This is a genomic window from Clostridium sp. CAG:265, from assembly GCF_000436575.1.
In the GTDB taxonomy this organism is placed as follows: Bacteria; Bacillota; Clostridia; order Clostridiales; family Clostridiaceae; genus Clostridium; species Clostridium lentum.
Genome location: NZ_FR886604.1, coordinates 44125 through 66187, shown reverse-complemented (window position 1 = coordinate 66187; position 22063 = coordinate 44125). Strand labels below are relative to the sequence as shown.

Here is a 22063-nt window from a genome sequence, read left to right as displayed (position 1 = left end):
GATTTGGTTTATTTATTAAATCCTATGCCAATGATAGAACCAAGATTTCTAAATACTAGGATAAAATTAGAAGATGATATTCCACTGGCGGTATATGAATATGTGAAATGGTTTAGCTATAATAATAAAAATGTAATTATTATGGTTCCTGACGAAGAAAAACTAAGTAAGGTATATTATACCTATAAGAATAATTTAAAAGATAATAATGCAAAAGTTGTTAAGTATGAAAAAGGTGATGATTTTAAAAATATAAAAAATATTGTTAAAAATGAGCCTGCTTTTATAGTAACAAACAGCATGGGAGATTATATAAATAGCATTGAAGATGTGAATATATTAATATTATTTGGTGATGATGCAAGTTATACTTATAAACAAATTGTGTATTTATGTGGATGTATATATGTAAAAAGTGATATATTACCAGAAGTTCTTTTGGTTTCAAGAGAAACCTCTGTAGAGATGGATAAGTCTAGGAATATAATAAGAGAATTTAATAAAAAATTATGGGAAAAGAATTTATTAAGATAATAAATATTGTAATAGAAGCACTTTTAGATATTATTTACCCATATGATAATAAATGCATAATTTGTGGAATCGAAGGATTTAGAGGAATATGTAGCAGGTGCAAAAGTGATATAAAGAGAGTTCAAGAGCAAGAAGAAATAATAGCTTATGGATATTATGGAGGAGTACTTAAAAAACTTATTCTAAATTTAAAATATCATAAGAGCTTTATAGCAGGTGAGGTTTTAGCTGATTTTCTATGCCAGATAATTAGGGAAAAACATTTAAGTATAGATTACATATGTTATGTACCCATAAGTAAGAAATCATTAAAAAAAAGAGGATTTAATCAATGTAGGATGCTAGCAAAAAATATGAGTATAGCTTTAGACATACCTATTATTGATTGTTTAGTAAAGGTAAAAGAAACAAAAGAACAAAAGCTTTTAGGGAAAGAAGAAAGAGCAAAAAACATATTAAATGCTTTTACAATAAAAAATAAAGAAAAGCTTTTTAAAAAAAATATTTTATTAATTGATGATGTTTATACCACTGGTGCTACTATAAATGAATGTAAAAAAAGTATCGAAAAATGCAATATAAATAAAATTTATCTATTGACAATTGCAAAAAGCAATATATAATAGTAGTATAAAGCTAGGTCTGTGGATGAAAGTCGATGCCAGTCGCAGGCGAAACGATCCACGTAAGTTAGACAAAGAGCTAATGAGCATGGTGCGGTATAGATGTTAGTCCTACCAACAGAGATGTTGAGAGTGTTAGTAGTGAGAGGTTAATTCCGGGTAGCAAAAGCTCCAGTAGGCGAGTGTGGGGGCAAAAGCCAGGTCAGCTAGCTTTATAAAAAAACACTAATTTAATTTAAATTAGTGTTTTTTTATTTTTTACTTAAAGTAGATAATATTTTGAAAATTAATGTAAAAGTCATTAAAAGGATGTTGAAAAAAGAGTTTTAATTTTCTGAAAATTTAACATATGTTTATTGTAAGTCAAAGGGAATGGTGGTAAAATATAAATATGAAAGGTCATATTAATATTTATATTAATATTTTGAGTAAAAACGAGAGGGGTTGACTTTATGAAAGTAACAGTAATAGGTAAAAATATTAATGTAACACCAGCATTAAAAGAGATGGTTGAAAAGAAGATATCTAAATTAGATAGATATTTTAGTCCAGATATAGAAGCAAGAGCCACACTTACAGTGCAAAAAAACAATCAAATTTTTGAGGTTACTATACCTTTTAATGGAGTTATCCTAAGATGTGAAGAAACTACTGAAGATATGTACAAATCAATAGATTTAGTAGAAGCAAAATTAGAAAGACAAATAAGAAAGCAAAGGACTAAGTTACAAAGAAGAAATAATGATTCTTTAAGATTTACTAATTTTGAGCCTTTAACAGTAGAAGAAAATGAAGAAAAAGATGGAGAAATAGTTAAAGTAAAGAGATTTAATATAAAGCCAATGAGTCCAGAGGAAGCAATGCTACAGATGGAGTTAATTGAACATAACTTTTTTGTATACAGAGATGCTGATTCAAATAATGTAAATGTAATATATAAGAGAAAAGATGGAAATTATGGACTTTTAGAACCAGATTATAAATAATATTATAGAAAAAGTCACCTATTTTAGAAGATAGGTGGCTTTTATTTTTGGAGAAAGCATATAGATTGAAAGACAGTAGTTTTATAGTTGAATTATAAATATGCTAAATGTTATAATCTATAGAAAGAATATTAAAGAAAAAATCATTTGATATAGATGACGAAAGGATATACTTATGGGATTTATAGAAAAACTATTTGGGACTTATAGCGAGAGAGAAGTTAAAAGACTTGGATCTGTAGTAGATAAAATACAATCATTAGATGAATCAATGCAAAAGTTAAGTGACGATGAGTTAAGAAATAAAACTACGGAATTTAAAGATAGATTATCAAAAGGTGAAACTTTAGATGATATATTACCAGAAGCATTTGCAGTTTGTAGAGAAGCTTCATGGAGAGTTTTAGGAATAAAGCATTTTAGAGTTCAACTTATTGGAGGAATGGTAGTTCATCAAGGAAGAATAGCTGAAATGAGAACAGGGGAAGGTAAAACTTTTGTTGCATCTCTTCCAGCATATTTAAATGCTTTAGCAGGAAAAGGTGTTCATGTAATCACAGTAAATGATTATTTAGCAAAAACTCAATCAGAATTAGTTGGAAAACTATATGGATTTTTAGGTTTAACAACAGGATGTATAATTCATGGACTTACACCAGCTCAAAGAAGAGAAGCTTATAACTGTGATATAACATACGGAACAAATAATGAATTTGGATTTGATTATCTAAGAGATAATATGGTTATATATAAAGAAGAAAGAGTTCAAAGAGAACTTAATTTTGCAATAGTAGATGAGGTTGACTCAATTTTAATAGATGAATCAAGAACTCCTCTTATAATATCAGGAATGGGAGATAAGTCTACCAAGTTTTATAATGTAGCAGACAATTTTGTTAAAAGTTTAATAGCAGATCAAGATTTCAATATTGATGAAAAAGCAAGTGCTGTTTTATTAACAGATAGTGGTATGGAAAAAGCAGAAAAATATTTTGGTATTGAAAATTATGCAGAAGCAGAACACTTAGAACTTCAACATTATGTAACTCAAGCATTAAAGGCAAATTATACAATGAGATTAGACAAAGATTATATTGTTAAAGATAATCAAGTAGTTATTATAGATGAATTTACTGGAAGACTTATGGAAGGTAGAAGATATTCAGATGGGCTTCATCAAGCAATTGAAGCTAAAGAAGGAGTTAAGATTCAAAGAGAATCAAAAACTCTTGCAACAATTACTTTCCAAAACTACTTTAGAATGTATAATAAGCTTTCAGGTATGACAGGTACAGCTTTAACAGAAGAAAATGAATTTAGAGAAATTTATGGATTAGATGTTATAGTAATTCCAACAAATAAACCTATAGCAAGAATAGATAGACATGATATGATTTATAAAAATGCAAAAGGAAAATATAATGCAATAGTTGAAGAAGTTATAGAGGCTCATAGTAAAAATCAACCAGTATTAGTAGGTACAGCTAGTGTAGATAAGTCAGAATATATTTCATCTTTATTAAAGAAGAGGGGAATAAAACATCAAGTTCTTAATGCTAAATATCATGAACAGGAAGCTGAAATTATTTCTCATGCTGGAGAATTAGGTATGGTTACTATAGCAACAAATATGGCTGGTAGAGGTACTGATATTAAGCTTGGAGAAGGTGTACTAGAAGTTGGTGGATTAAAAGTAATTGGTACTGAAAGACATGAATCAAGAAGAATTGACAATCAATTAAGAGGTAGAGCAGGACGTCAAGGAGATGTTGGTGAATCAGTATTCTATATTTCATTGGAAGATGATTTAATGAGAATATTTGGTTCAGAAAAAATTCAAGGTGTTATAGATAAATTAGGATTACAGGAAGATGAAGCTATAGAAAGTAAAATGGTTACTAAGGCTATCGAAAATGCTCAAAAGAAGGTTGAAGGAAATAATTTTGACATAAGAAAGAATTTATTAGGTTATGATGATGTAATGAATTTACAAAGAGAAGTTATTTACAAGCAAAGAGCTGAAGTTCTTGATGGAAAGAACTTAAAAGAGCAAATTGAAGGAATGATAGAGGAAGTAATAACATCTTCAGTTAACAGTCATTTAGTTGGTGAACATATAGATATTGAAGAGGATATAAAAGAGTTATTAAAATATCTTGAAGATATATGTTTCCCACATGGAACATTTACTGTAGATGAGTTAGCAGATTTATCTAATGAAGAAATAATAAGTATATTAGTAGAAAAAGCAAGAAGTATCTATAGTGAAAGAGAAGAAGAGTTTGGTCAAGAGCAAATGAGAGAAATTGAAAGAGTAATTCTTTTAAGAGTTGTTGATCAAAAATGGATGGCACATATAGATAATATGGATCATTTAAAACAAGGAATGGGATTAAGAGCATACAAGCAACAAGATCCTATTCAAGCATACCAAATGGAAGGTAGTGCAATGTTTGATGAAATGATACAAGGAATTAAGATGGAAACTGTTAAATTACTATATCATGTAAGAGCAGAAAGACCAGTTGAAAGAGAAAAGGTTGCAGAAGAAACTGGTGCAAGTCATGGAAATGATAAGTCAGTGAAAAATGAGCCAGTAAAAAGTGAAAATAGAGTTGGCAGAAATGATATGTGTCCATGTGGAAGCGGAAAGAAATATAAAAACTGCTGTGGTAGAGAAGCATAATTAGAAATATAAAACTATTGGTGGAAAGTGTCTTATTTTAATTAGGCATTTTTCACCTTGCTTATTTAAGGTAAGGAAGTGATACAATGTTATTAAAGTTAGAACAAGAAGTTTCTAAACTAACAGGCTTAAAAAATATATTAAAGGAAATGGGGGCTTCACTTTGACAAAGGAGGCTTAGAAAAAAGGTTTCAAGAATTAGAGCTTCAAATGCAAGAAAATGGATTTTGGGATGATGTTAAAAGAGCAGAAGAAGTTACTAAAGAATGTAAGATAATAAAAGATAAAATAGAAAGATATGAAAACTTAGTAAGTAGAATTGATGATATAGAAGTATTGGCTGAATTAGCAGAAGAGGATGAAGATACTATAAATGAAGTTATAAAAGAAATAAGATCAATTGAAAAAGAAGTTGAAAATTATCGTGTAGAGCTTCTTTTATCAGGTGAATATGATAGAAATAATGCCATCTTAAACTTACATGCAGGTGTTGGTGGCTCAGATGCTAATGATTGGACTGAAATGCTTCTTAGAATGTATACAAGATGGTGTGATAAGAAGGGATATAAAGTTGAAACTTTAGATCTTTTAGAAGGTGATGAAGCTGGTATTAAAAGTGTAACTTTAAAAGTAAAAGGTGAATTTGCTTATGGTTATTTAAAGGCTGAAAAAGGAGTCCATAGATTGGTAAGAATTTCACCATTTAATGCCAATGGAAAAAGGCAGACTTCTTTTGCTTCAGTAGAAGTTCTTCCAGAATTAACTAAGGATCAAGATATTGATATAAGACCAGAGGATTTAAAGATAGATACCTATAGAGCCAGTGGAGCAGGTGGTCAGCACGTTAATAAGACGGAATCAGCTATTAGAATAACTCACTTACCAACAGGTATTGTGGTGCAATGTCAAAATGAGAGAAGTCAATTTGCCAATAAAGATACTGCAATGGCAATGCTTAAGTCAAAGCTTATTGAATTAAAAGAAAGAGCTCATAAAGAAAAAATCGAAGATTTAACAGGTGAGCTTAAAGATATGGGATGGGGAAGTCAGATAAGATCATATGTATTCCATCCATACAATATGGTGAAGGATCACAGAACAAATGAAGAAACATCTAATTTAAATGCTGTGATGAATGGAGAAATCGACCAATTTATCATAAGCTACTTAAAGCAAGAAGCTAAAAAGTAATTATGGATGATGAATTATGAATGATGAATAAAGGATGAAACTCAAAGAGTTTCTATATTTAAATTTTTTAAACTCCCTATAGGAGTTTATACCATAATTCATAATTCATCACTCATAATTCATAATTTAAAAAAGCTATTTAGCTTTTTTAAAAGGTTTTGTATTTAGTATGCCAATGATAATAAGTGCTAAAAGTATAATTAATAATAAATTAATAGATTTTCTACTATATATAAAGGTTGTTACAGTACTGTAGCAATCTTTTTTAATTTCTTTATTAACTACTTTATATACTGTATTTATGGCATCAGTATCAATATAGTCTACAGTATCAGTTGGTGTATGAATATGTGACGTATCACTATGGCAAATGGTTAATGCATCAATGCCTAATTCATTAAAGCTTGCATGATCGCTAGAATTTTCGTATTCCACTAGATATTCTATAGAGTCATTTGAACAGATATTAGAAAGTGAATTTAAGATGTTAGAAGAATTACCTTTGAAGGCTACTCCTTGAATAAAGGTAATGGGACAATCTTTTGCACCTATCATGTCAAAATTAATAACTTTTGAATTTTTAATATCAAAGTAATTGTTCTCAGCAAAAAAGTTAGACCCTTTAAGTCCAAGTTCTTCAGCATTTAAAGCAACAAAAATTATGGAGCGTTTAGGTTTGCCAAAGGTGGATAAGGTATTGGCAAGTTCCAATAAAAATGAAGTACCAGAAGCATTGTCTAAAGCACCGTAATAAATATTATTTTGTGAATCACTACCGAGATGATCAAAGTGTGCAGTAAGGATTAATGGTGCTAGTGATTGATCTGAACCTTCAATAATTCCTTGAATGTTAACTAAATTTTTGTCTGCATTTTTAAAAGGAATATAAGTAGTTAAGGTTTTACCATTCTTTAAGGCATCAATTATTTTATTATAGCCTTTAGAAGATAGAGCAATTACTAAATCAAAACGTAGTTCACACATAAAAGAACTTCTAAATGATAAATCATCATTTTGACTTAGATAAAATAATAGAGTTCCTTCATCATTAGATACCTCAATAGAGGTAGAAAAAATATTTATCTTATCTTTATTAGAAAAAGTAAAGGAATTAGCATTGAAATTAATCATATCCTCCTTATAGTCTTCGCCATATTTTAAATATTCACTTCCATTATCATCAAAAATTTTAAAATAAACTGTTTCATCAGTTTTTACTGGGCAAGTTGTAATAAATTCTTCAATATAAGTATTCTTATAGGGGCTTAATTTTAAATCTTTAAATTTATTTTTTATTATTTCCCCAGCTAAAAGATTTTCATCACTACCAGAACGTCTTCCTTCAAAGGATGAGGAAGATAGATATTTTATATTTTTCACAACATTTTCGGCATTGAAATTATATATGTGATCATTTAAGGCAATACATGTGAACAAGCAAAGAATAGTAATCAATAAGGTTGAAAAATAAAAGATCTTTTTTTTCATAAAAAAATACCTCAGCTAATAATATATACTTAATATTATTAATTGAGGCAGTGTAATATGAATACCATAATAAATATTTATTATTTTGAATATACAATTTCTAAAAAACTATGAACTAAGGAAAATAAAAGACAGAGAAAAACAAAAAAGTTTATTTTACCATTTATAACAGTAATAATGCCGCCGACAATAGCCAAAAGTATAATTATTATGCCAAGAAATTTATTAAATCCTGATCCTTCTAAGGCTTCCTTAATGGAAGTTAACAATATTATGATTAAGGAAAGGTATATAAATATATTTCTTAAAGTAACATTGAATTCAATAACATAGTATCTGTTTAAAATTAAAATAACAAGTAAAAGAATAAGCATTACATTAATAAATTTATTAAAGATAGAACGCAAAGAATCACCTCTTAATGGTAAAAAATTACAATTTAATTATAAATCCAATATAACTTAATATCAATACTGTAAAAATAAAATAAAAATATTATAATAGAGGTATTGGGAAAAATATTTTTACAGGAGAGAACAATGGTAAATATTGAAAAAAGATTAGAAAAAGAATTAGGAATAAAATTAGTACAGGTACAAAATGTAATTAAATTATTAGATGAAGGAAATACAGTACCTTTTATAGCTAGATATAGAAAAGAGCAGACAGGTGCTTTAAGTGATGATATATTAAGAAAGTTTTTTGAAAGACTGACATACTTAAGAAGTTTAAAGGATAGGAAGGAGGATGTATTAAGATTAATTGATGAACAAGGGAAACTTACTGAGGAAATAGTTAAAGCATTAGAAAAGGCTGATTCCCTTACTGAAGTAGAAGATATATATAGACCTTTTAAACCTAAAAAGAGAACAAGAGCAACCATTGCTTTAGAAAAAGGATTAAAGCCATTGGCTGATATTATTTTGGCAGGTAATTTTAATGGCACAGTTGAAAAGCAAGCAGAAGCATTTATTAATGAAGAAAAGGCTGTAAACAGTATTGAAGATGCTATAGCTGGAGCATTAGATATAATAGCCGAAGGAATATCTGATGATGCAGCCCTTAGAAAGTATATTAGAAATATAGTCTTTAAAGAAGGTAAAATTGAAACTAAAGGTTCAAGTGAAGAAAGCACTCCTTATGAAATGTATTATGATTATAGTGAGGAGGTATTTAAGATACCTTCTCATAGAATATTAGCAATCAACAGAGGTGAAAAAGAAAAGATATTATTTGTAAAGATTTCTGTTAATGATGAGAAGATAATAAGCTATATAGAAAGTAAGATACTTAAAGAGAATTCTATAACGGCTGAATATTTAAAAGTAGCCATCAAAGATTCTTATAAGAGGTTGATATTCCCATCAATTGAGAGGGAAATTAGAAATGAGCTTACTGATAAAGGTGAAGAGGGAGCAATATTAATATTCAAGGAAAACTTAAAAGCACTTCTTATGCAACCACCTATAAAAGGTAAAGTAGTTATGGGATATGACCCAGGCTTTAGAACTGGATGTAAAGTGGCTGTATTAGATGCAACAGGAAGATTCTTGGATAAGGCAACAGTATATCCTACAGTTCCTAAAAGAGATATAGAAGGAACTAAGGAAATATTAAAAGAAATGATTAAGAAATATAACGTAGATGTAATTTCTTTAGGAAATGGTACTGCTTCAAGAGAATCAGAAGAAGTAATTGCTGAAATAATAAGTGAAATAAAGAATGAAACAGATAAGGGACTAGCATATGTAATAGTATCAGAAGCAGGAGCTTCAGTATACTCTGCTTCAGAGTTAGCAGCTAAAGAATATCCAGATTTAGATGTTACCATAAGAGGAGCTATTTCTATAGGAAGAAGATTGCAAGATCCAATGGCAGAACTAGTAAAGATAGAGCCCAAGGCCATTGGTGTAGGTCAATATCAACATGATGTAACTCCTAAAAAATTAGATGAATCATTAAGTGGAGTAGTTGAAGATTCAGTAAATAAGGTTGGAGTAGATTTAAATACAGCAACACCTTCATTGCTAACTTATGTTGCAGGAATAAACACATCCATTGCTAATAATATAGTAGCGTATAGAGATGAAGTAGGTGGGTTTAGCAGCAGAAAAGAACTACTAAAAGTTAAGAGATTAGGTCAAAAAGCATATGAGCAATGTGCTGGTTTCTTAAGAGTTATGGAAAGTAAAGAGCCTCTTGATAATACTTCTGTTCATCCAGAATCTTATAGTATAGCTAAAAAGCTTATGGAGATATTAGGATACTCTAAAGAAGATTTATCTGATAGAAAATTAAATGATATTGAAGAAAGAGTTATGACTAAAGGATTGAAGAACTTAGCACAGGAATTAGAAGTAGGAGAACTTACACTTAAGGATATTATTAAAGAGCTGCAAAAACCAGGAAGAGATCCAAGAGAAGATATGCCAAAGCCTATTTTAAAAACAGGTGTCATAGATTTAAAAGACTTAACTCCAGGAATGGTATTAATGGGAACTGTAAGAAATGTATCTGATTTTGGAGCATTTGTTGATATAGGAGTACATCAAGATGGATTGGTGCATAAGAGCCAAATGGCTAATAAATTCGTCAAGCATCCTCTTGATATTGTGAAAGTTGGCGATGTTGTAAAAGTTGCAATTATGGAAGTTGATAGCAAGAGAAAGAGAATTGCACTTACTATGAAAGATATAAAGGAATAACGAAATTATTATAAGTATATCTTGAAATAAGAATCTATTAGAACTATAATATAAGTATAAAATAATATATCTTCAGGGCGGGGTGCAATTCCCCACCGGTGGTTATAGCCCACGAGCTAGAAATAGCATGATTCGGTGTGATTCCGAAGCCGACAGTATAGTCTGGATGAAAGAAGGCAATAAGTAAGTTTTATTTATATTTAAAATAAAGTTAATTACGTCCTGATGTTTTATAGCATCAGGATTTTTTATTACAGCAAAATATTTTTATGCCTGTGCATTAATTTAAAGTATAAAAAGTTTCTAGGATATAAAAATATAAATGAAACAAAACTTATACCTCCACTGAGAGATAAAGGGGGATTATATATGAATAAAAGAAAAGATTTAAACAAAAGCATAAAAATATCGTTATTAGTGGCAATTGCAGTAGTACTTATGTATTTTGACTTTCCAATTGTACCTATATTTCCGTGGCTAAAGATTGATCTTAGTGAAATTCCAGCATTAATAGGAGGATTTGCTTATGGACCAGTTATTGGTGGAATCATTGTAGTATTAAAAGTTATTTTGAAATTATTACTTAAAGGAAGCGCAACTTTTGGAGTAGGTGAAATTGCCAATATATTAGTAGGGGTTGCTTTAGTAACGCCAGCGGCATGGTTATACAATAGAAATAAAAGCAAGAAATCTGCTATTACAGGGATGGTAGTTGGTGCATTAGTTATGCAATTAGTAGGGATTATTGCTAATATATACTTCTTACTTCCAGCCTATGGAATAGAAGTTGATTTAACAAAATATGTTTTTGTTGGACTTATACCATTTAATGGTATAAAGGCGCTTATTGTGTGTATTGGTACATTTATATTATATAAAAGATTATCAATGTCTATATTTAAGGTTGATTCAAGATTGGGAGATAAAAGAAATGTAGCATAGTTAAAATAAAAAAACTTCTTTGGTGAAATAGTTATAGAAATTATTGCACTAAAGAAGTTTTTTGCATAGTGAGCTACTATTATAGCTGTCATTAAATATTTTCATTTTGAATTTTTATTTTTTTGAATAGTATATAAACAAAGAGCACTTAAAGTAGCTATACCTGCAATTATTATAAATTTATGAGTGTTTGTTTTTTCTGCTTTCATTAATTCTATTGGATTATCCACAGGATCTTTTTCAATGATACTTACTATATTATGTTCACCATTTACATCACTAATTTCTAAAGTCAATTTAATTAATGAATTGGCAGTGAAATTAGGATAAACTATCTTTTCTTCATGAATATTATCATGATCGTAGCTTAGTATAAGGTTCACAGTATCTTTAACAAATGATGTACTTATGGTTGTAATAATTTCTGAGTTAGTATTTAATTTGCTAATTTGTATTGAAGAGTCATTAAGACCTTCATAAGATAATACCACATTAGTAAGTTCTTTCGTAGTATTATTTATAATTTTAATAACAGGTAAAAGAGTAGAACCAGCATTAGTTTCCATATAAATACCTCCACTTAATACACTTTATTAACTATACTATACGTTTAAGAGAAGTAATATGAATTAAAAATTAATATAATTTAAATTATATAATGTTTCTTTTCCACATAATCATGGCATCTTCGCCATTATCATCATAATATTTTTTTCTTATGCCTTCATTAATAAATCCTGCCTTGGCATAAAGCTTTTGTGCAGCAATATTAGATACTCTTACTTCAAGAGTTATATCTGGACAATTTTCTTTTTGGCAGATATCAAATAAGGAAGATAATAAATTATAGCCGATGCCAAGACGCTTAAAATCAACATCAACTGCTATGTTTGTAATATTGCCTTCACCAGCAATAATCCACATTCCTGCAAAGCCTATTACTTTATTACTATGGGAATCAATAGCAACAACATATCTAGCAAGAGTATTAGTAATCTCTTGACTTATAGATTCTAAGCTCCAAGGAATATGAAAGGAGTTTTTGCTTAACTCAAAAACTCCTTGTACATGGGATGAATCCATTGGCTTATACAATATGGCCATTTTGCATTTTCATCCTTTGTTCTAATTCTCTTTCTGCTTGAGGCTTCTTTAGATATAAAGGTGAAGAATTTATATCATCGCATTGGCCTTGTCTTAAAAGTTCCATTCCTAGCTCTCCTAGAGCTGAAGCTTTTACAACACTTAGATGGTTAGGGGCAAACTTAGCGTTAGGAAGCTTTTTTAATAAATATTCTTTATACTTATATACTCCATCACCGGTAAAGATGACAGATTTATCTTTTTCTTGCAATATTTCTACTAGTTCATCTAAAGAAAGAGCACTATAGTCAATTATTTTTGAAAGTTCTCCATTAGAAGATTTATACATGCATGTGAATACACTATCTCTTAATGCATACATTATAGGACAGATTATGCCATCAAAATTAATTAGGGAATAAGCTAATGCATCTAAACTAGAAATACTTAGATAAGGTTTATTTGAACCCATGCTTAATCCTTTTACTGTAGCCATACCTATTCTAAGACCTGTAAATGAACCAGGACCTTTAGAAACCACAAAGCCATCAACTTCGCTAATATCTATATTGCAATCATTAAGTAGCATTTCTATCTTTTCCATAAGGATTACAGAATGTTCTCTTTTGAAGTTTAAGGTAAATTCACCTAATAAATGTTCATCTTTAAGTAGTGCAACTGTAGTAACTAAAGATGAAGAGTCCATGCTTAAAACTATCATACTTTTAACTCCTTTATGTAATTATATCTTTCACCATATGGTGTTAATGTAATGGTTCTGAAATTTTCTCCATTATCAAGATTTTTTTCAATATGAATATGTAAATATTCCTTTGGTAGAATATCTTCTATATAGTTAGCCCATTCAATTATTGAAACTGCATCTGAAAATATATAATCATCAAAACCAATGGCATATATTTCATCAGGGTCTGAAACTCTATAAACATCAAAGTGATTTAATTTTAATCTTCCAGAATCGTATTCGTTAACTATTGTAAATGTTGGACTTGTTATGTATTCATCAATGCTAAGGCCCTTAGCAATTCCTTTTGTTATATGAGTTTTACCAGTACCTAAATCACCAGTTAGACATATAATATCCCCAGCATTAAGTAATTTTCCAAGTTCATAACCTATGGAAGTAGTTTCTTCTATGTTACTAACAGAAAAAATCATATTTCCTCTCCTTTCAACAATAAAGCTTAATTACATAAATTAAACTAATATTTCTCTAACTTATATTCTATCCAAAATATATAAAAAAGAAAAGAATTATATAAATTAGAATAAAAATATTGATTTTTGTAATATTTCATTATATAATATACTTTGTACTTAGGGGTATGGCTCAACGGTAGAGTAGTGGTCTCCAAAACCATTGGTTGTGGGTTCAAATCCTACTGCCCCTGCCAGTAAAACTAGTAAGTAATACTTGCTAGTTTTTTTTTATGCGTAAAAATATATATTTATATAAAATTAATTTTTATTTTTAACATTTTCACCTTTATGTAAATATTATATAAGAGGAAAGAAGTATTCTTATATAAAAATCAAGGAGGATGAAAACGTGAGTAGTTATAAAGGAATTGATATTTCTAGTTATCAAGGGTACGATATTGACTTTTCGGCAGTAAGAAATAGTGGAGTTGAAATATGTATTGTGAAAGCTACTGAAAGTACCACATATACCAATATGTATTTTGATAACCATGCTTCTGGAGCTTTAAATGCAGGGCTTAATGTTGGTTTTTATCATTTCTTCAGAGGGCAAGGAATAGCAGAAGCTGATTATTTTTGTAGTGTAATAAATAAATATAAAGATAGAATGACCATAAAACCTGTTATTGACGTTGAAGTATCAATGGCTGATATAAATAATCAGGTTTTATTATTTATTAATAGGGTAAAGCAAGTTTTAGGATTAGATTGTGTAATATATTCAGGTGCATATTTTGCTGGAGATAATCTTATAGATATAAATCTTTTAAATTATGGACTTTGGGTTGCTCATTATTATGTATCAACTCCAACACTAAGAGGTATTTGGACTGGATTTGTAGGACATCAATATTCAGATCAAGGGATAATTCCTGGAATAAATGCATATGTAGATTTAAATACTTTTTATGATGGAATGTTTATTGGAAATCCAGGCAGCGGAGAAAGTACAGGTGGAGTAACTCCAGCACCAGTAGGAAGAACAAAGAATTTAGATGGAACTTATACAGTGAAGAGTAATGATACTTTAAGTGCCATTGCCAATGATTTTGGTGTTACAGTAGATCAGCTTGTAAGATGGAATAATATTTCTAATCCTAACTTAATAACAGTAGGGCAAATTTTATATTTTTCAGATAAGTCTTCTTCAGGATTAGGTCAAGGAATAACTTATGTAGTGCAAGCTGGAGATACCTTAAGCGGAATAGCAACAAAATTTGGGACAACAGTAGCAAATTTAGTATCATTAAACAATATAAGTGATCCTAATTTGATATATGTAGGTCAAGTTTTAAAGTTACCATCATCAGGAAATAGTAGTAGAACTTATATTGTACAGGAAGGTGATACTTTAAGCTCTATAGCAACAAAGTTTGGCACAACAGTAGTAAATTTAGTATCATTAAACAATATAAGCAATGCAAATTTGATATATGTAGGACAAGTTTTATATGTATAATTAATTTATAGAAGAAAATAAAAAAAGTTTATGATTTATAATTAGTCTGCATTAACATAGTAATATGATTGCTTTAGCAAGTATTATTCATGTTAATGCTTATAATATAAAAACGAACAAATGTTTGAATAGAAAAATAAAGAATGTTAATAATTTTAAATAAAAAAGAATAGTCAGGAGTGATAAGATGATAAATAGAGCAAGAGAAGTCCTTAAAGAATATTATGGATATGATTCATTTAGAGAAAGGCAAGAGGAAATTATTACGTCTATTTTAGAGGGAAAAGATGTAGTAACAATTATGCCAACTGGTGGCGGAAAATCTATATGTTATCAGGTGCCTGCCCTTATATTAGATGGACTTACTATTGTAATTTCTCCCTTAATATCTTTAATGAAGGATCAAGTTGATAATATTAAAAATATGGGGATTAAAAGTGCATATATAAATTCAACCTTAAGTGAGAACGAAATTAAGAGTATATTAAATGATGTAATTAAAAATGAGGTGAAAATTCTCTATGTTGCACCAGAAAGATTGGAATCAACAGAATTCTTAAATTTGATAACAAGGGTAAAAATATCACAAATTGCTGTAGATGAAGCACATTGTATATCACAATGGGGACATGATTTTAGAAGTAGTTATAGAAGGATAAGTAAGTTTATTGATTTGTTAGTATATAGACCAATAATAACAGCTTTTACAGCTACTGCCACTGAGGAAGTCAGAAGAGATATTATAAATCTATTAAGGCTTAATGAACCGAAAATTTTTATAACTGGATTTGATAGGAAGAATTTAAAAATAACCATAGAAAAAGCTGTAGTGAAGAAGCAGTATATTTTGGATTACATAAATAGTAGCGAAGGTGCCAGTGGAATAATTTATTGTGCCACCAGAAAAGATGTAGATATTATATATGAAATGCTTATAGCAAATAATATAAAGGGTGAAAGATATCATGCAGGATTAAATGATGAAGAGCGTAGGGTAGCACAGGAACGATTTATTTATGATCAGGCCAATGTGATGGTAGCTACTAATGCTTTTGGAATGGGAATTGATAAGCCTGATATCAGATATGTAATACACTATAATATGCCTAAAAGCTTGGAAGGATATTATCAGGAAATAGGAAGAGCTGGTAGAGATGGTGAGGAAAGTGAATGTATAATGCTTTTTTCACCTTCAGATGTACAGACACAAAGATACATTATAGATATAGGTACTTCTAACAGTGTTAGAAAAGAAAAGGAATATGCAAAGCTTCAGACGATGGTAAACCTAATATATACACAAGAATGTTATAGAAAATATATTCTTAATTATTTTGGTGAAGAATATGAAGGGAACTGCAATAAATGTAGTAATTGTGATACAGAGCAAAGCAAGGAAGACAAGACCATAGATGCTCAAAAGGTTATATCTTGTGTATATAGGGTAAAAAGAGGTTATGGTGTTGGCATGCTTGTAGATGTTTTACGTGGTTCAAAAAATAAAAAATTATTGGATTTAAAATTAAATGAAGTTAGTACTTATGGCATAATGAAGGATTATTCAAAGGATAATCTTACGGAGTTTATCAATACCTTAATCGCTTTAGGATATTTAAATTATGGCGGTGAATATCCAGTAGTTAGCTTAAATAATAATTCTATGGATATAGTAAAAGGTAAAAGAACTGTGTGGATTAGAGAACATAAAATCAATAAGGCTAGTTTTACAGTTGATAATGAATTATTTGAGATATTAAGAAGACTAAGGCATGAAATTGCAGTTGGTGAAAAGGTGCCACCATATATGGTATTTGGAGACAGTACACTAAAAGAATTAAGTTCAAGAATGCCTGTAGATAAAGAACAGATGTTAGAGGTTAGTGGTGTAGGTGAAAGAAAATATGATAAGTATGGTCAGCAATTTATTGAAAAGATAATGAATTATTTAAATAGTAATAATATAAATCATATATGGATATCAAAAGCTAAGAGTGATATATCAATAGAAGAAAAGAAAAATAATATAGAGGGTAGCAAAAATATTAAAGAAAAATCATATATAAATACAGTGGAGATGTTAAGAGTATGTGGTAGTTTAAGGAAGACTGCTGGAGAAAGAGAATTAACGCTTACTACCATTATTTCTCATGTTGAAAAATATATAAGTGAAGGAAATAGCATAGATTTTAAAATAGACTTTAGTGATATATTTAATGAACAGGATGAGGAAATAGTAAAGGGAGTCATTAAGAATGTGGGCTTTAATAAACTTAAGGCCATAAAAGAACAGGTTCCAAGCAATATAAGCTATGATGTTATAAAAGGAATTATACTTAAAAAGATAATTGAAGAATCAGCCTCTTAAAAATTGATATTGGATAATTATCAATTATCCAGTATCAATTATAATAACTTTGTTTATTGTAAGAAAAAACTTGTTGACATATTATTGTGGACTATGATAAAATAACTTTTGTCAAAGGGGTATGGCTCAACGGTAGAGTAGTGGTCTCCAAAACCATTGGTTGTGGGTTCAAATCCTACTGCCCCTGCCACAAAAAAGTTAGTATTTATACTAACTTTTTTTTTATAAAAATTTCAGATGACAAAATATGTGTTGTAAAATAATAGATAAATTGATATAATTTATAAATAAGTAGTATATGCTTTATTTATGTATTGACAACGTTTTTATGTAATGATAGTATATAATAAAATAATATAGGTACCTAAATTAAGATGAGCTTAGTTTAGGTTTTTATATTTTATGTAGAAGATGAGGTAATCAATGATAGTAGAAAAGGTATTAAATAACAATGTTGTTGTATCTATAGAACCACAGACAAGGAAAGAAATAATTCTAATGGGTCAAGGAATAGCCTTTGGAAAAAAAATAGGTCAGGAAATTGATGAAAGTAAAATTGAAAAAAGATTTATGGTAGAAAATAAGACTTTAGGTGATAAAATAAAAAAACTAATCAATCAAATACCTGAAGGTGTCTTTGAAATTACCGATGAAATAATTTCTTATGCATCGAAAGAATTAGATACAGAATTAGATAATCAAATATATATTTCATTATCAGATCATATATCATTTGCTATAAAGAGATTTAAAAATAATATAAGTTTAAAAAATGATTTACTTAATGAAATTAGAAGAATACATAAAAAAGAATTTAAAGTGGCATTATGGGTTGTTGATTATTTAAATGAAAAATTAGAAATAAATCTTCCAGAAGATGAAGCTGGCTTTATAGCACTTCATTTTGTTAATGCAACATATAATAAAATTACCACTGAATCAATTACTTCTACTAATATAATAAAAGATATCTTACAAATTATCAGGTTAAATTATAAATTGGAATTTAATGAGGATGATTTGAATTATGATAGATTGCTTACTCATTTAAAATATTTCACTAAGAGAATTATTACTAGTAGTAAAGAAGAGAATACTAGTGATGAAATATTTGCTAAAATTATTGAAAATAGCTATTCTGAGGCGTATAAATGTGCACTGAAGATAAAAGATTATATAGAAAATACATATAATTATGAAGTTAATGAAGATGAAATAATATATTTAACAATGCATATTCATAGAGTTGTTTTAGCAACAAGAGATAATTAAAAAATAAGGAGCTGTATTTTTTAGCAGCTCCTTATTTTTGCTTAATCCACTGAGAAAACTTAATGCTATAGTTATCAGCTTTATTTTTTTCAACATAATTATAAAATGAGTTTAGAAAGTAGGCTCTATCTACATCATCAGTTAAAATAATGCCACCCATATTATATTGATAACATAAGATTTGATCTAAGGCTAAGTTACCATTATCAGTCATAATTTGATATAGTACCATAAAAGTTGTAGTTCTTCCTTCACCAGCATCACAATGAAAATGAAGATGCTGCCCTTCAGGTTTATTTTTAATAAAATCTACAAAATCATCTATTACAGTAGTAGATGGAATTCCACCATCCTTAACAGCAAAACGCTGATATTTTAACCCATTTTTATTAATTGCATTATTTTCAGTGGAAACAGAATCAACAGTAATATTAGTTAAAACTTTACCAAGTTTATCATATATATTTATTTGTGAATTTTGCTTAATGGAATTTAATAATTTATCTTCAGTAGAAATGGTTTCTTCTGTGATAAATCCATTATTTAAATCTTTACCAATGCTGTAGAAGCTGATAGCTAAATCATTTATAAATCCATGAGATTCTTGTCTTAAATCAACTATGCATATATCAGGTTTATTTATGGAGTTTTTTATATTTTCTATTTGAGAAGGTGTAAATTGTGCACTACCTGAAATATTTAAATTAGTTAAATCTCTAAAACGATTTGGAAGTCCAGTGATTGCATCACTATCTTTCACAATTAAAGTTTCATTTTTATTGCTAAAGGATATTGGAAAGGCTGATACTAATTGAAAAATTAGTAAAACATATAGAAAAAGACTGCAGAATTTTATAGTTTTAATTTTCATATTAAACCTCCTAAATTATATTTATAAACAGTATTATTTTTTGTTAGGAAAAAAATATTATTCTTTATAAATTTTTATATGCATAATATAAAGATACTGGGGCAATATAATAGTGTAAACAGGAGGTAAAAAAATTCGTAAAGAAGAATTTTCTTGTACTTTTGTTTATATAGACCGGTAGCCGAAGGAGGAATCTGTAATGTCAAATAAAGCATTAGTTCCAGAAGCAAAGCAAGGGTTAAATGCATTCAAGAACGAAGTAGCAATGGAGTTAGGAGTACCATTTAAAGAATATAATGGAGATTTAACTTCAAGACAATGTGGTTCCGTTGGTGGTGAAATGGTTAAGAGAATGGTAGAACAATATGAAAGTGGGTTAAGATAAGCCACAACGGTATGAAATCTCAAGAGAGGGTCAATGCCTTGAAAGGATGGAGACTGAAATGGATGAACCACCAAAAAATTGATTTATCATTACAAAAGGGAAGATGCAGCAATGCATCTTCTTCTTTTATCAAGGGATTTGTTATAATTCAAGATAATTAAAGTCTATAGTAAGGTCTTCAAGTGATTTTTTTCTATGCTGATATGTAAAAAGAAATTGCTGTCCATAACCTTCCATTAATAAAAATCTTAAGACATTCTTTAACTTCATATGTTTTATAATATTCTATTTTTTTTATCTTCATAAGTAGTAATGTTTTAAAAAAAATTTCTTTTATGATATATTCTCTCTTATGATACAATTGATTATAAAGTTAAAAAATTCATTTATAAATGAAATTTAAAAATAAGTATGAGGTAGAGATATGGAAAATCCAAAAGAGTATTATGAAAATAATATTAATAAAATTAATAAAAATTTAAGAGAATTAGAAAGAATAATATTAACTTTTGCAGTGCTAAGATTAATAATAGTAATTGTGGGCATAGCAGTAATGTACTATCTATATAAAGCTGATAAGTTTATTTATTTATGTGCTTCATTTTTAGCTACATTGTTAATTTTTATTTTAACAGCTATATTCCATAATAATAAGATAAATGAAAAAGAACAGTACTTATTGAAGTTAGAATACAATGAAAAGGGGTTAAAGAGGATAAATGGAGAGTGGAAGGAATTTGAGGATAAAGGAGAAGAGTTTTTAAATAACAGCCATAATTTTAGTGGTGACTTAGATATATTTGGTAAGAACTCTTTATTTCAATGGATAAATACAACTAAAAGTCCCCTTGGTAGAAAAAAATTAGCTGAAATATTATCTCTTAAGTCATTGCCTAATAAGCAAATAATAAAGGATAGACAAGAAGCTATTAAGGAACTTAGTGGAAAGAGAGAGTTTTGTGAAAATATTTATATATCATTTAATAAAGGAAAAAAAGATAAGCATTCAGTGGATAAGTTTTTAGCTTGGATGGAAAAGGAGGAAAAGATAAGTTTTACAGTAAGATATGTACCATATTTATTTATCATTATTACCTTGCTGTTTTTATATCTTACAGCTGCTGGAAGGGTACCTGTAAATTATTTAATTTTAGATTTATTTGTTAATTATCTTGTGGTAAAGCTATTAACGAAGAATTTAAGTGATAGTATAAATATTATATTGGAAAATAAAAATGCCATTATTCAATATGAAAAGATATTAAGAATATTAAGTAGTGAAGAGTTTTCTACAAGAAAACTTGTTAAATTAAAAGAAAAGCTTATAAATAGTGGAGAAAACTGCATGGTGGAAATTAATAAGCTTAAAAATATTGTTAATTGGATAGGAGATAGTAATGCTAATGCATATTATCTACTTTTAAATGTGTTTATGCTAAGTGATATATTTGTTCTATATAATCTTGAAAAATGGAGAAGAAAAAATGGGTTTAAGATTAGAACATGGATTAAAACTATAGCTGAGTTTGAAGCTCTAATTAGTATTTCTAATATAGCATTTGATAATCCAAAGTGGTCATATCCAGACTTTGCTGAAGAAAGAAGCATTGAATGTAGGGGGATTGCTCATCCTTTATTAGGAGAAAAAGCTGAAAGTAATGATTTTGCTTTACATCATGGCAAAAAAGCTGCTCTTATAACAGGATCAAATATGTCTGGTAAGAGTACTTTCCTAAGAACTATAGGTTTTAATATGGTTTTAGGATATATAGGTAGTCCTGTGAGAGCTGAAAAGTTGAATAGTGGGATTTTTAGTATATATACATGTATGAGAACACAAGATAATCTAGAAGAAAGTATATCTTCATTTTATGCAGAAATATTGAGGATTAAATTAGTGATAGAGGCTGCCAGAAGTGGGGAAAAGGTATTTTTTCTTTTAGATGAAATATTTAAAGGAACAAATTCGAAAGATAGACATGATGGAGCTAAAATATTGATTGAGCAATTGGTGAAAAGTGGTGGTATTGGACTTGTTTCAACTCATGACTTTGAGTTATGTGATTTAGAAAACATACACAATTGGCTTATTAATTTTAATTTCCAAGAATACTATATAGATGATAAGATTAAATTTGATTATAAACTAAGAAATGGAAGAAGTATGACTCAAAATGCAAAATATTTAATGAAGCTTGCAGGAATAGAAATTGTAGAAAATTAGAAAAAAAGTAAAACTTGAAGTATAATTA

General features: G+C 28.7%; 17 protein-coding genes, 2 tRNA genes, 1 pseudogene and 1 riboswitch. Of the genes and pseudogenes, 14 read left to right on the top strand and 6 right to left on the bottom strand.

The annotated features are described in order from the left end of the window. The 5 genes and pseudogenes from Q5O29_RS04750 to prfB form a co-directional block, all read left to right on the top strand. Nucleotides 1-534, top strand: a pseudogene (locus Q5O29_RS04750) (hypothetical protein); the annotation flags it as partial. Continuing rightward, nucleotides 510-1157 carry a ComF family protein gene (locus tag Q5O29_RS04745; protein ID WP_022211851.1) on the top strand — a complete coding sequence of 216 codons (648 nt, stop codon included), beginning with the start codon at nt 510-512 and terminating at the stop codon, nt 1155-1157. The pseudogene Q5O29_RS04750 and the gene Q5O29_RS04745, both read left to right, overlap by 25 nt. Nucleotides 1158-1609: 452 nt before the next feature. Further along, complete coding sequence (gene hpf / locus Q5O29_RS04740; RefSeq protein ID WP_022211850.1) at nt 1610-2143, top strand: ribosome hibernation-promoting factor, HPF/YfiA family; 534 nt, start codon at nt 1610-1612, stop codon at nt 2141-2143. Nucleotides 2144-2318: 175 nt separating this feature from the next. Next, nucleotides 2319-4829, top strand: a complete 2511-nt coding sequence (gene secA, locus Q5O29_RS04735) for a preprotein translocase subunit SecA (protein WP_022211849.1) — start codon at nt 2319-2321, stop codon at nt 4827-4829. Between the two features lie 86 nt (nt 4830-4915). Further along, nucleotides 4916-6020 (top strand): peptide chain release factor 2 gene (gene prfB, locus Q5O29_RS04730; protein WP_186835719.1). Its coding sequence is split into 2 segments (ribosomal slippage): nt 4916-4993 and nt 4995-6020, totalling 1104 coding nucleotides; the frame shifts between segments, so codons are not numbered across the junction. Nucleotides 6021-6155: 135 nt separating this feature from the next. Here the strand turns inward: prfB and Q5O29_RS04725 are convergent. After that, a complete protein-coding gene (locus Q5O29_RS04725) occupies nt 6156-7508 on the bottom strand; it encodes a M28 family metallopeptidase (protein WP_022211847.1) in 1353 nt (450 codons plus the stop codon). 539 nt (nt 7509-8047) lie between these two features. Between Q5O29_RS04725 and Q5O29_RS04720 the strand changes: the two genes are divergently transcribed. Both Q5O29_RS04720 and Q5O29_RS04715 read left to right on the top strand, forming a co-directional pair. Continuing rightward, complete coding sequence (locus Q5O29_RS04720; RefSeq protein ID WP_022211845.1) at nt 8048-10213, top strand: Tex family protein; 2166 nt, start codon at nt 8048-8050, stop codon at nt 10211-10213. A gap of 64 nt (nt 10214-10277) precedes the next feature. Then, nucleotides 10278-10395: riboswitch (FMN riboswitch) on the top strand. A 187-nt stretch (nt 10396-10582) separates the two neighbouring features. Further along, complete coding sequence (locus tag Q5O29_RS04715) at nt 10583-11155, top strand: ECF transporter S component (RefSeq protein WP_022211844.1); 573 nt, start codon at nt 10583-10585, stop codon at nt 11153-11155. Between the two features lie 101 nt (nt 11156-11256). Here the strand turns inward: Q5O29_RS04715 and Q5O29_RS04710 are convergent, their stop codons facing one another. From Q5O29_RS04710 to tsaE, 4 genes are all read right to left on the bottom strand, one after another. Further along, nucleotides 11257-11721, bottom strand: a complete 465-nt coding sequence (locus Q5O29_RS04710; protein ID WP_022211843.1) for a hypothetical protein — start codon at nt 11719-11721, stop codon at nt 11257-11259. An 85-nt stretch (nt 11722-11806) separates the two neighbouring features. Then, on the bottom strand, nt 11807-12259 hold the full coding sequence (rimI, locus tag Q5O29_RS04705; RefSeq protein WP_022211842.1) for a ribosomal protein S18-alanine N-acetyltransferase: 453 nt from the start codon (nt 12257-12259) through the stop codon (nt 11807-11809). Then, on the bottom strand, nt 12243-12959 hold the full coding sequence (gene tsaB, locus Q5O29_RS04700) for a tRNA (adenosine(37)-N6)-threonylcarbamoyltransferase complex dimerization subunit type 1 TsaB (protein ID WP_022211841.1): 717 nt from the start codon (nt 12957-12959) through the stop codon (nt 12243-12245). The genes rimI and tsaB overlap by 17 nt, the downstream gene beginning before the upstream one ends. After that, nucleotides 12956-13417: a tRNA (adenosine(37)-N6)-threonylcarbamoyltransferase complex ATPase subunit type 1 TsaE gene (gene tsaE / locus Q5O29_RS04695; protein ID WP_022211840.1), complete on the bottom strand. Its 462-nt coding sequence runs from the start codon at nt 13415-13417 to the stop codon at nt 12956-12958. The genes tsaB and tsaE overlap by 4 nt, the downstream gene beginning before the upstream one ends. Nucleotides 13418-13578: 161 nt before the next feature. Between tsaE and Q5O29_RS04690 the strand changes: the two genes are divergently transcribed. The 5 genes from Q5O29_RS04690 (at nt 13579) to licT (ending at nt 18555) form a co-directional block, all read left to right on the top strand. Then, nucleotides 13579-13653: transfer RNA gene (locus Q5O29_RS04690), tRNA-Trp, on the top strand. Between the two features lie 155 nt (nt 13654-13808). After that, nucleotides 13809-14918 (top strand): LysM peptidoglycan-binding domain-containing protein, encoded by a 1110-nt coding sequence (locus tag Q5O29_RS04685; protein ID WP_022211839.1) that lies wholly within the window; start codon nt 13809-13811, stop codon nt 14916-14918. A gap of 190 nt (nt 14919-15108) precedes the next feature. Further along, nucleotides 15109-17283, top strand: a complete 2175-nt coding sequence (gene recQ / locus Q5O29_RS04680; RefSeq protein ID WP_302623294.1) for a DNA helicase RecQ — start codon at nt 15109-15111, stop codon at nt 17281-17283. A gap of 115 nt (nt 17284-17398) precedes the next feature. Continuing rightward, nucleotides 17399-17473: transfer RNA gene (locus tag Q5O29_RS04675), tRNA-Trp, on the top strand. A 233-nt stretch (nt 17474-17706) separates the two neighbouring features. Next, a complete protein-coding gene (licT, locus tag Q5O29_RS04670) occupies nt 17707-18555 on the top strand; it encodes a BglG family transcription antiterminator LicT (RefSeq protein ID WP_022211837.1) in 849 nt (282 codons plus the stop codon). A gap of 31 nt (nt 18556-18586) precedes the next feature. On the opposite strand, the gene Q5O29_RS04665 is transcribed toward licT, so the two are convergent. Beyond that, nucleotides 18587-19426: a dual specificity protein phosphatase gene (locus tag Q5O29_RS04665; RefSeq protein WP_022211836.1), complete on the bottom strand. Its 840-nt coding sequence runs from the start codon at nt 19424-19426 to the stop codon at nt 18587-18589. A gap of 199 nt (nt 19427-19625) precedes the next feature. Here Q5O29_RS04665 and Q5O29_RS04660 point away from each other — a divergent pair, with 199 nt between their 5' ends. Continuing rightward, nucleotides 19626-19811 carry an alpha/beta-type small acid-soluble spore protein gene (locus Q5O29_RS04660; RefSeq protein ID WP_022168533.1) on the top strand — a complete coding sequence of 62 codons (186 nt, stop codon included), beginning with the start codon at nt 19626-19628 and terminating at the stop codon, nt 19809-19811. A gap of 424 nt (nt 19812-20235) precedes the next feature. Then, nucleotides 20236-22035, top strand: coding sequence for a DNA mismatch repair protein MutS (locus tag Q5O29_RS04655; RefSeq protein WP_022211835.1), 1800 nt, complete (start codon nt 20236-20238; stop codon nt 22033-22035). Nucleotides 22036-22063 lie beyond the last annotated feature (28 nt).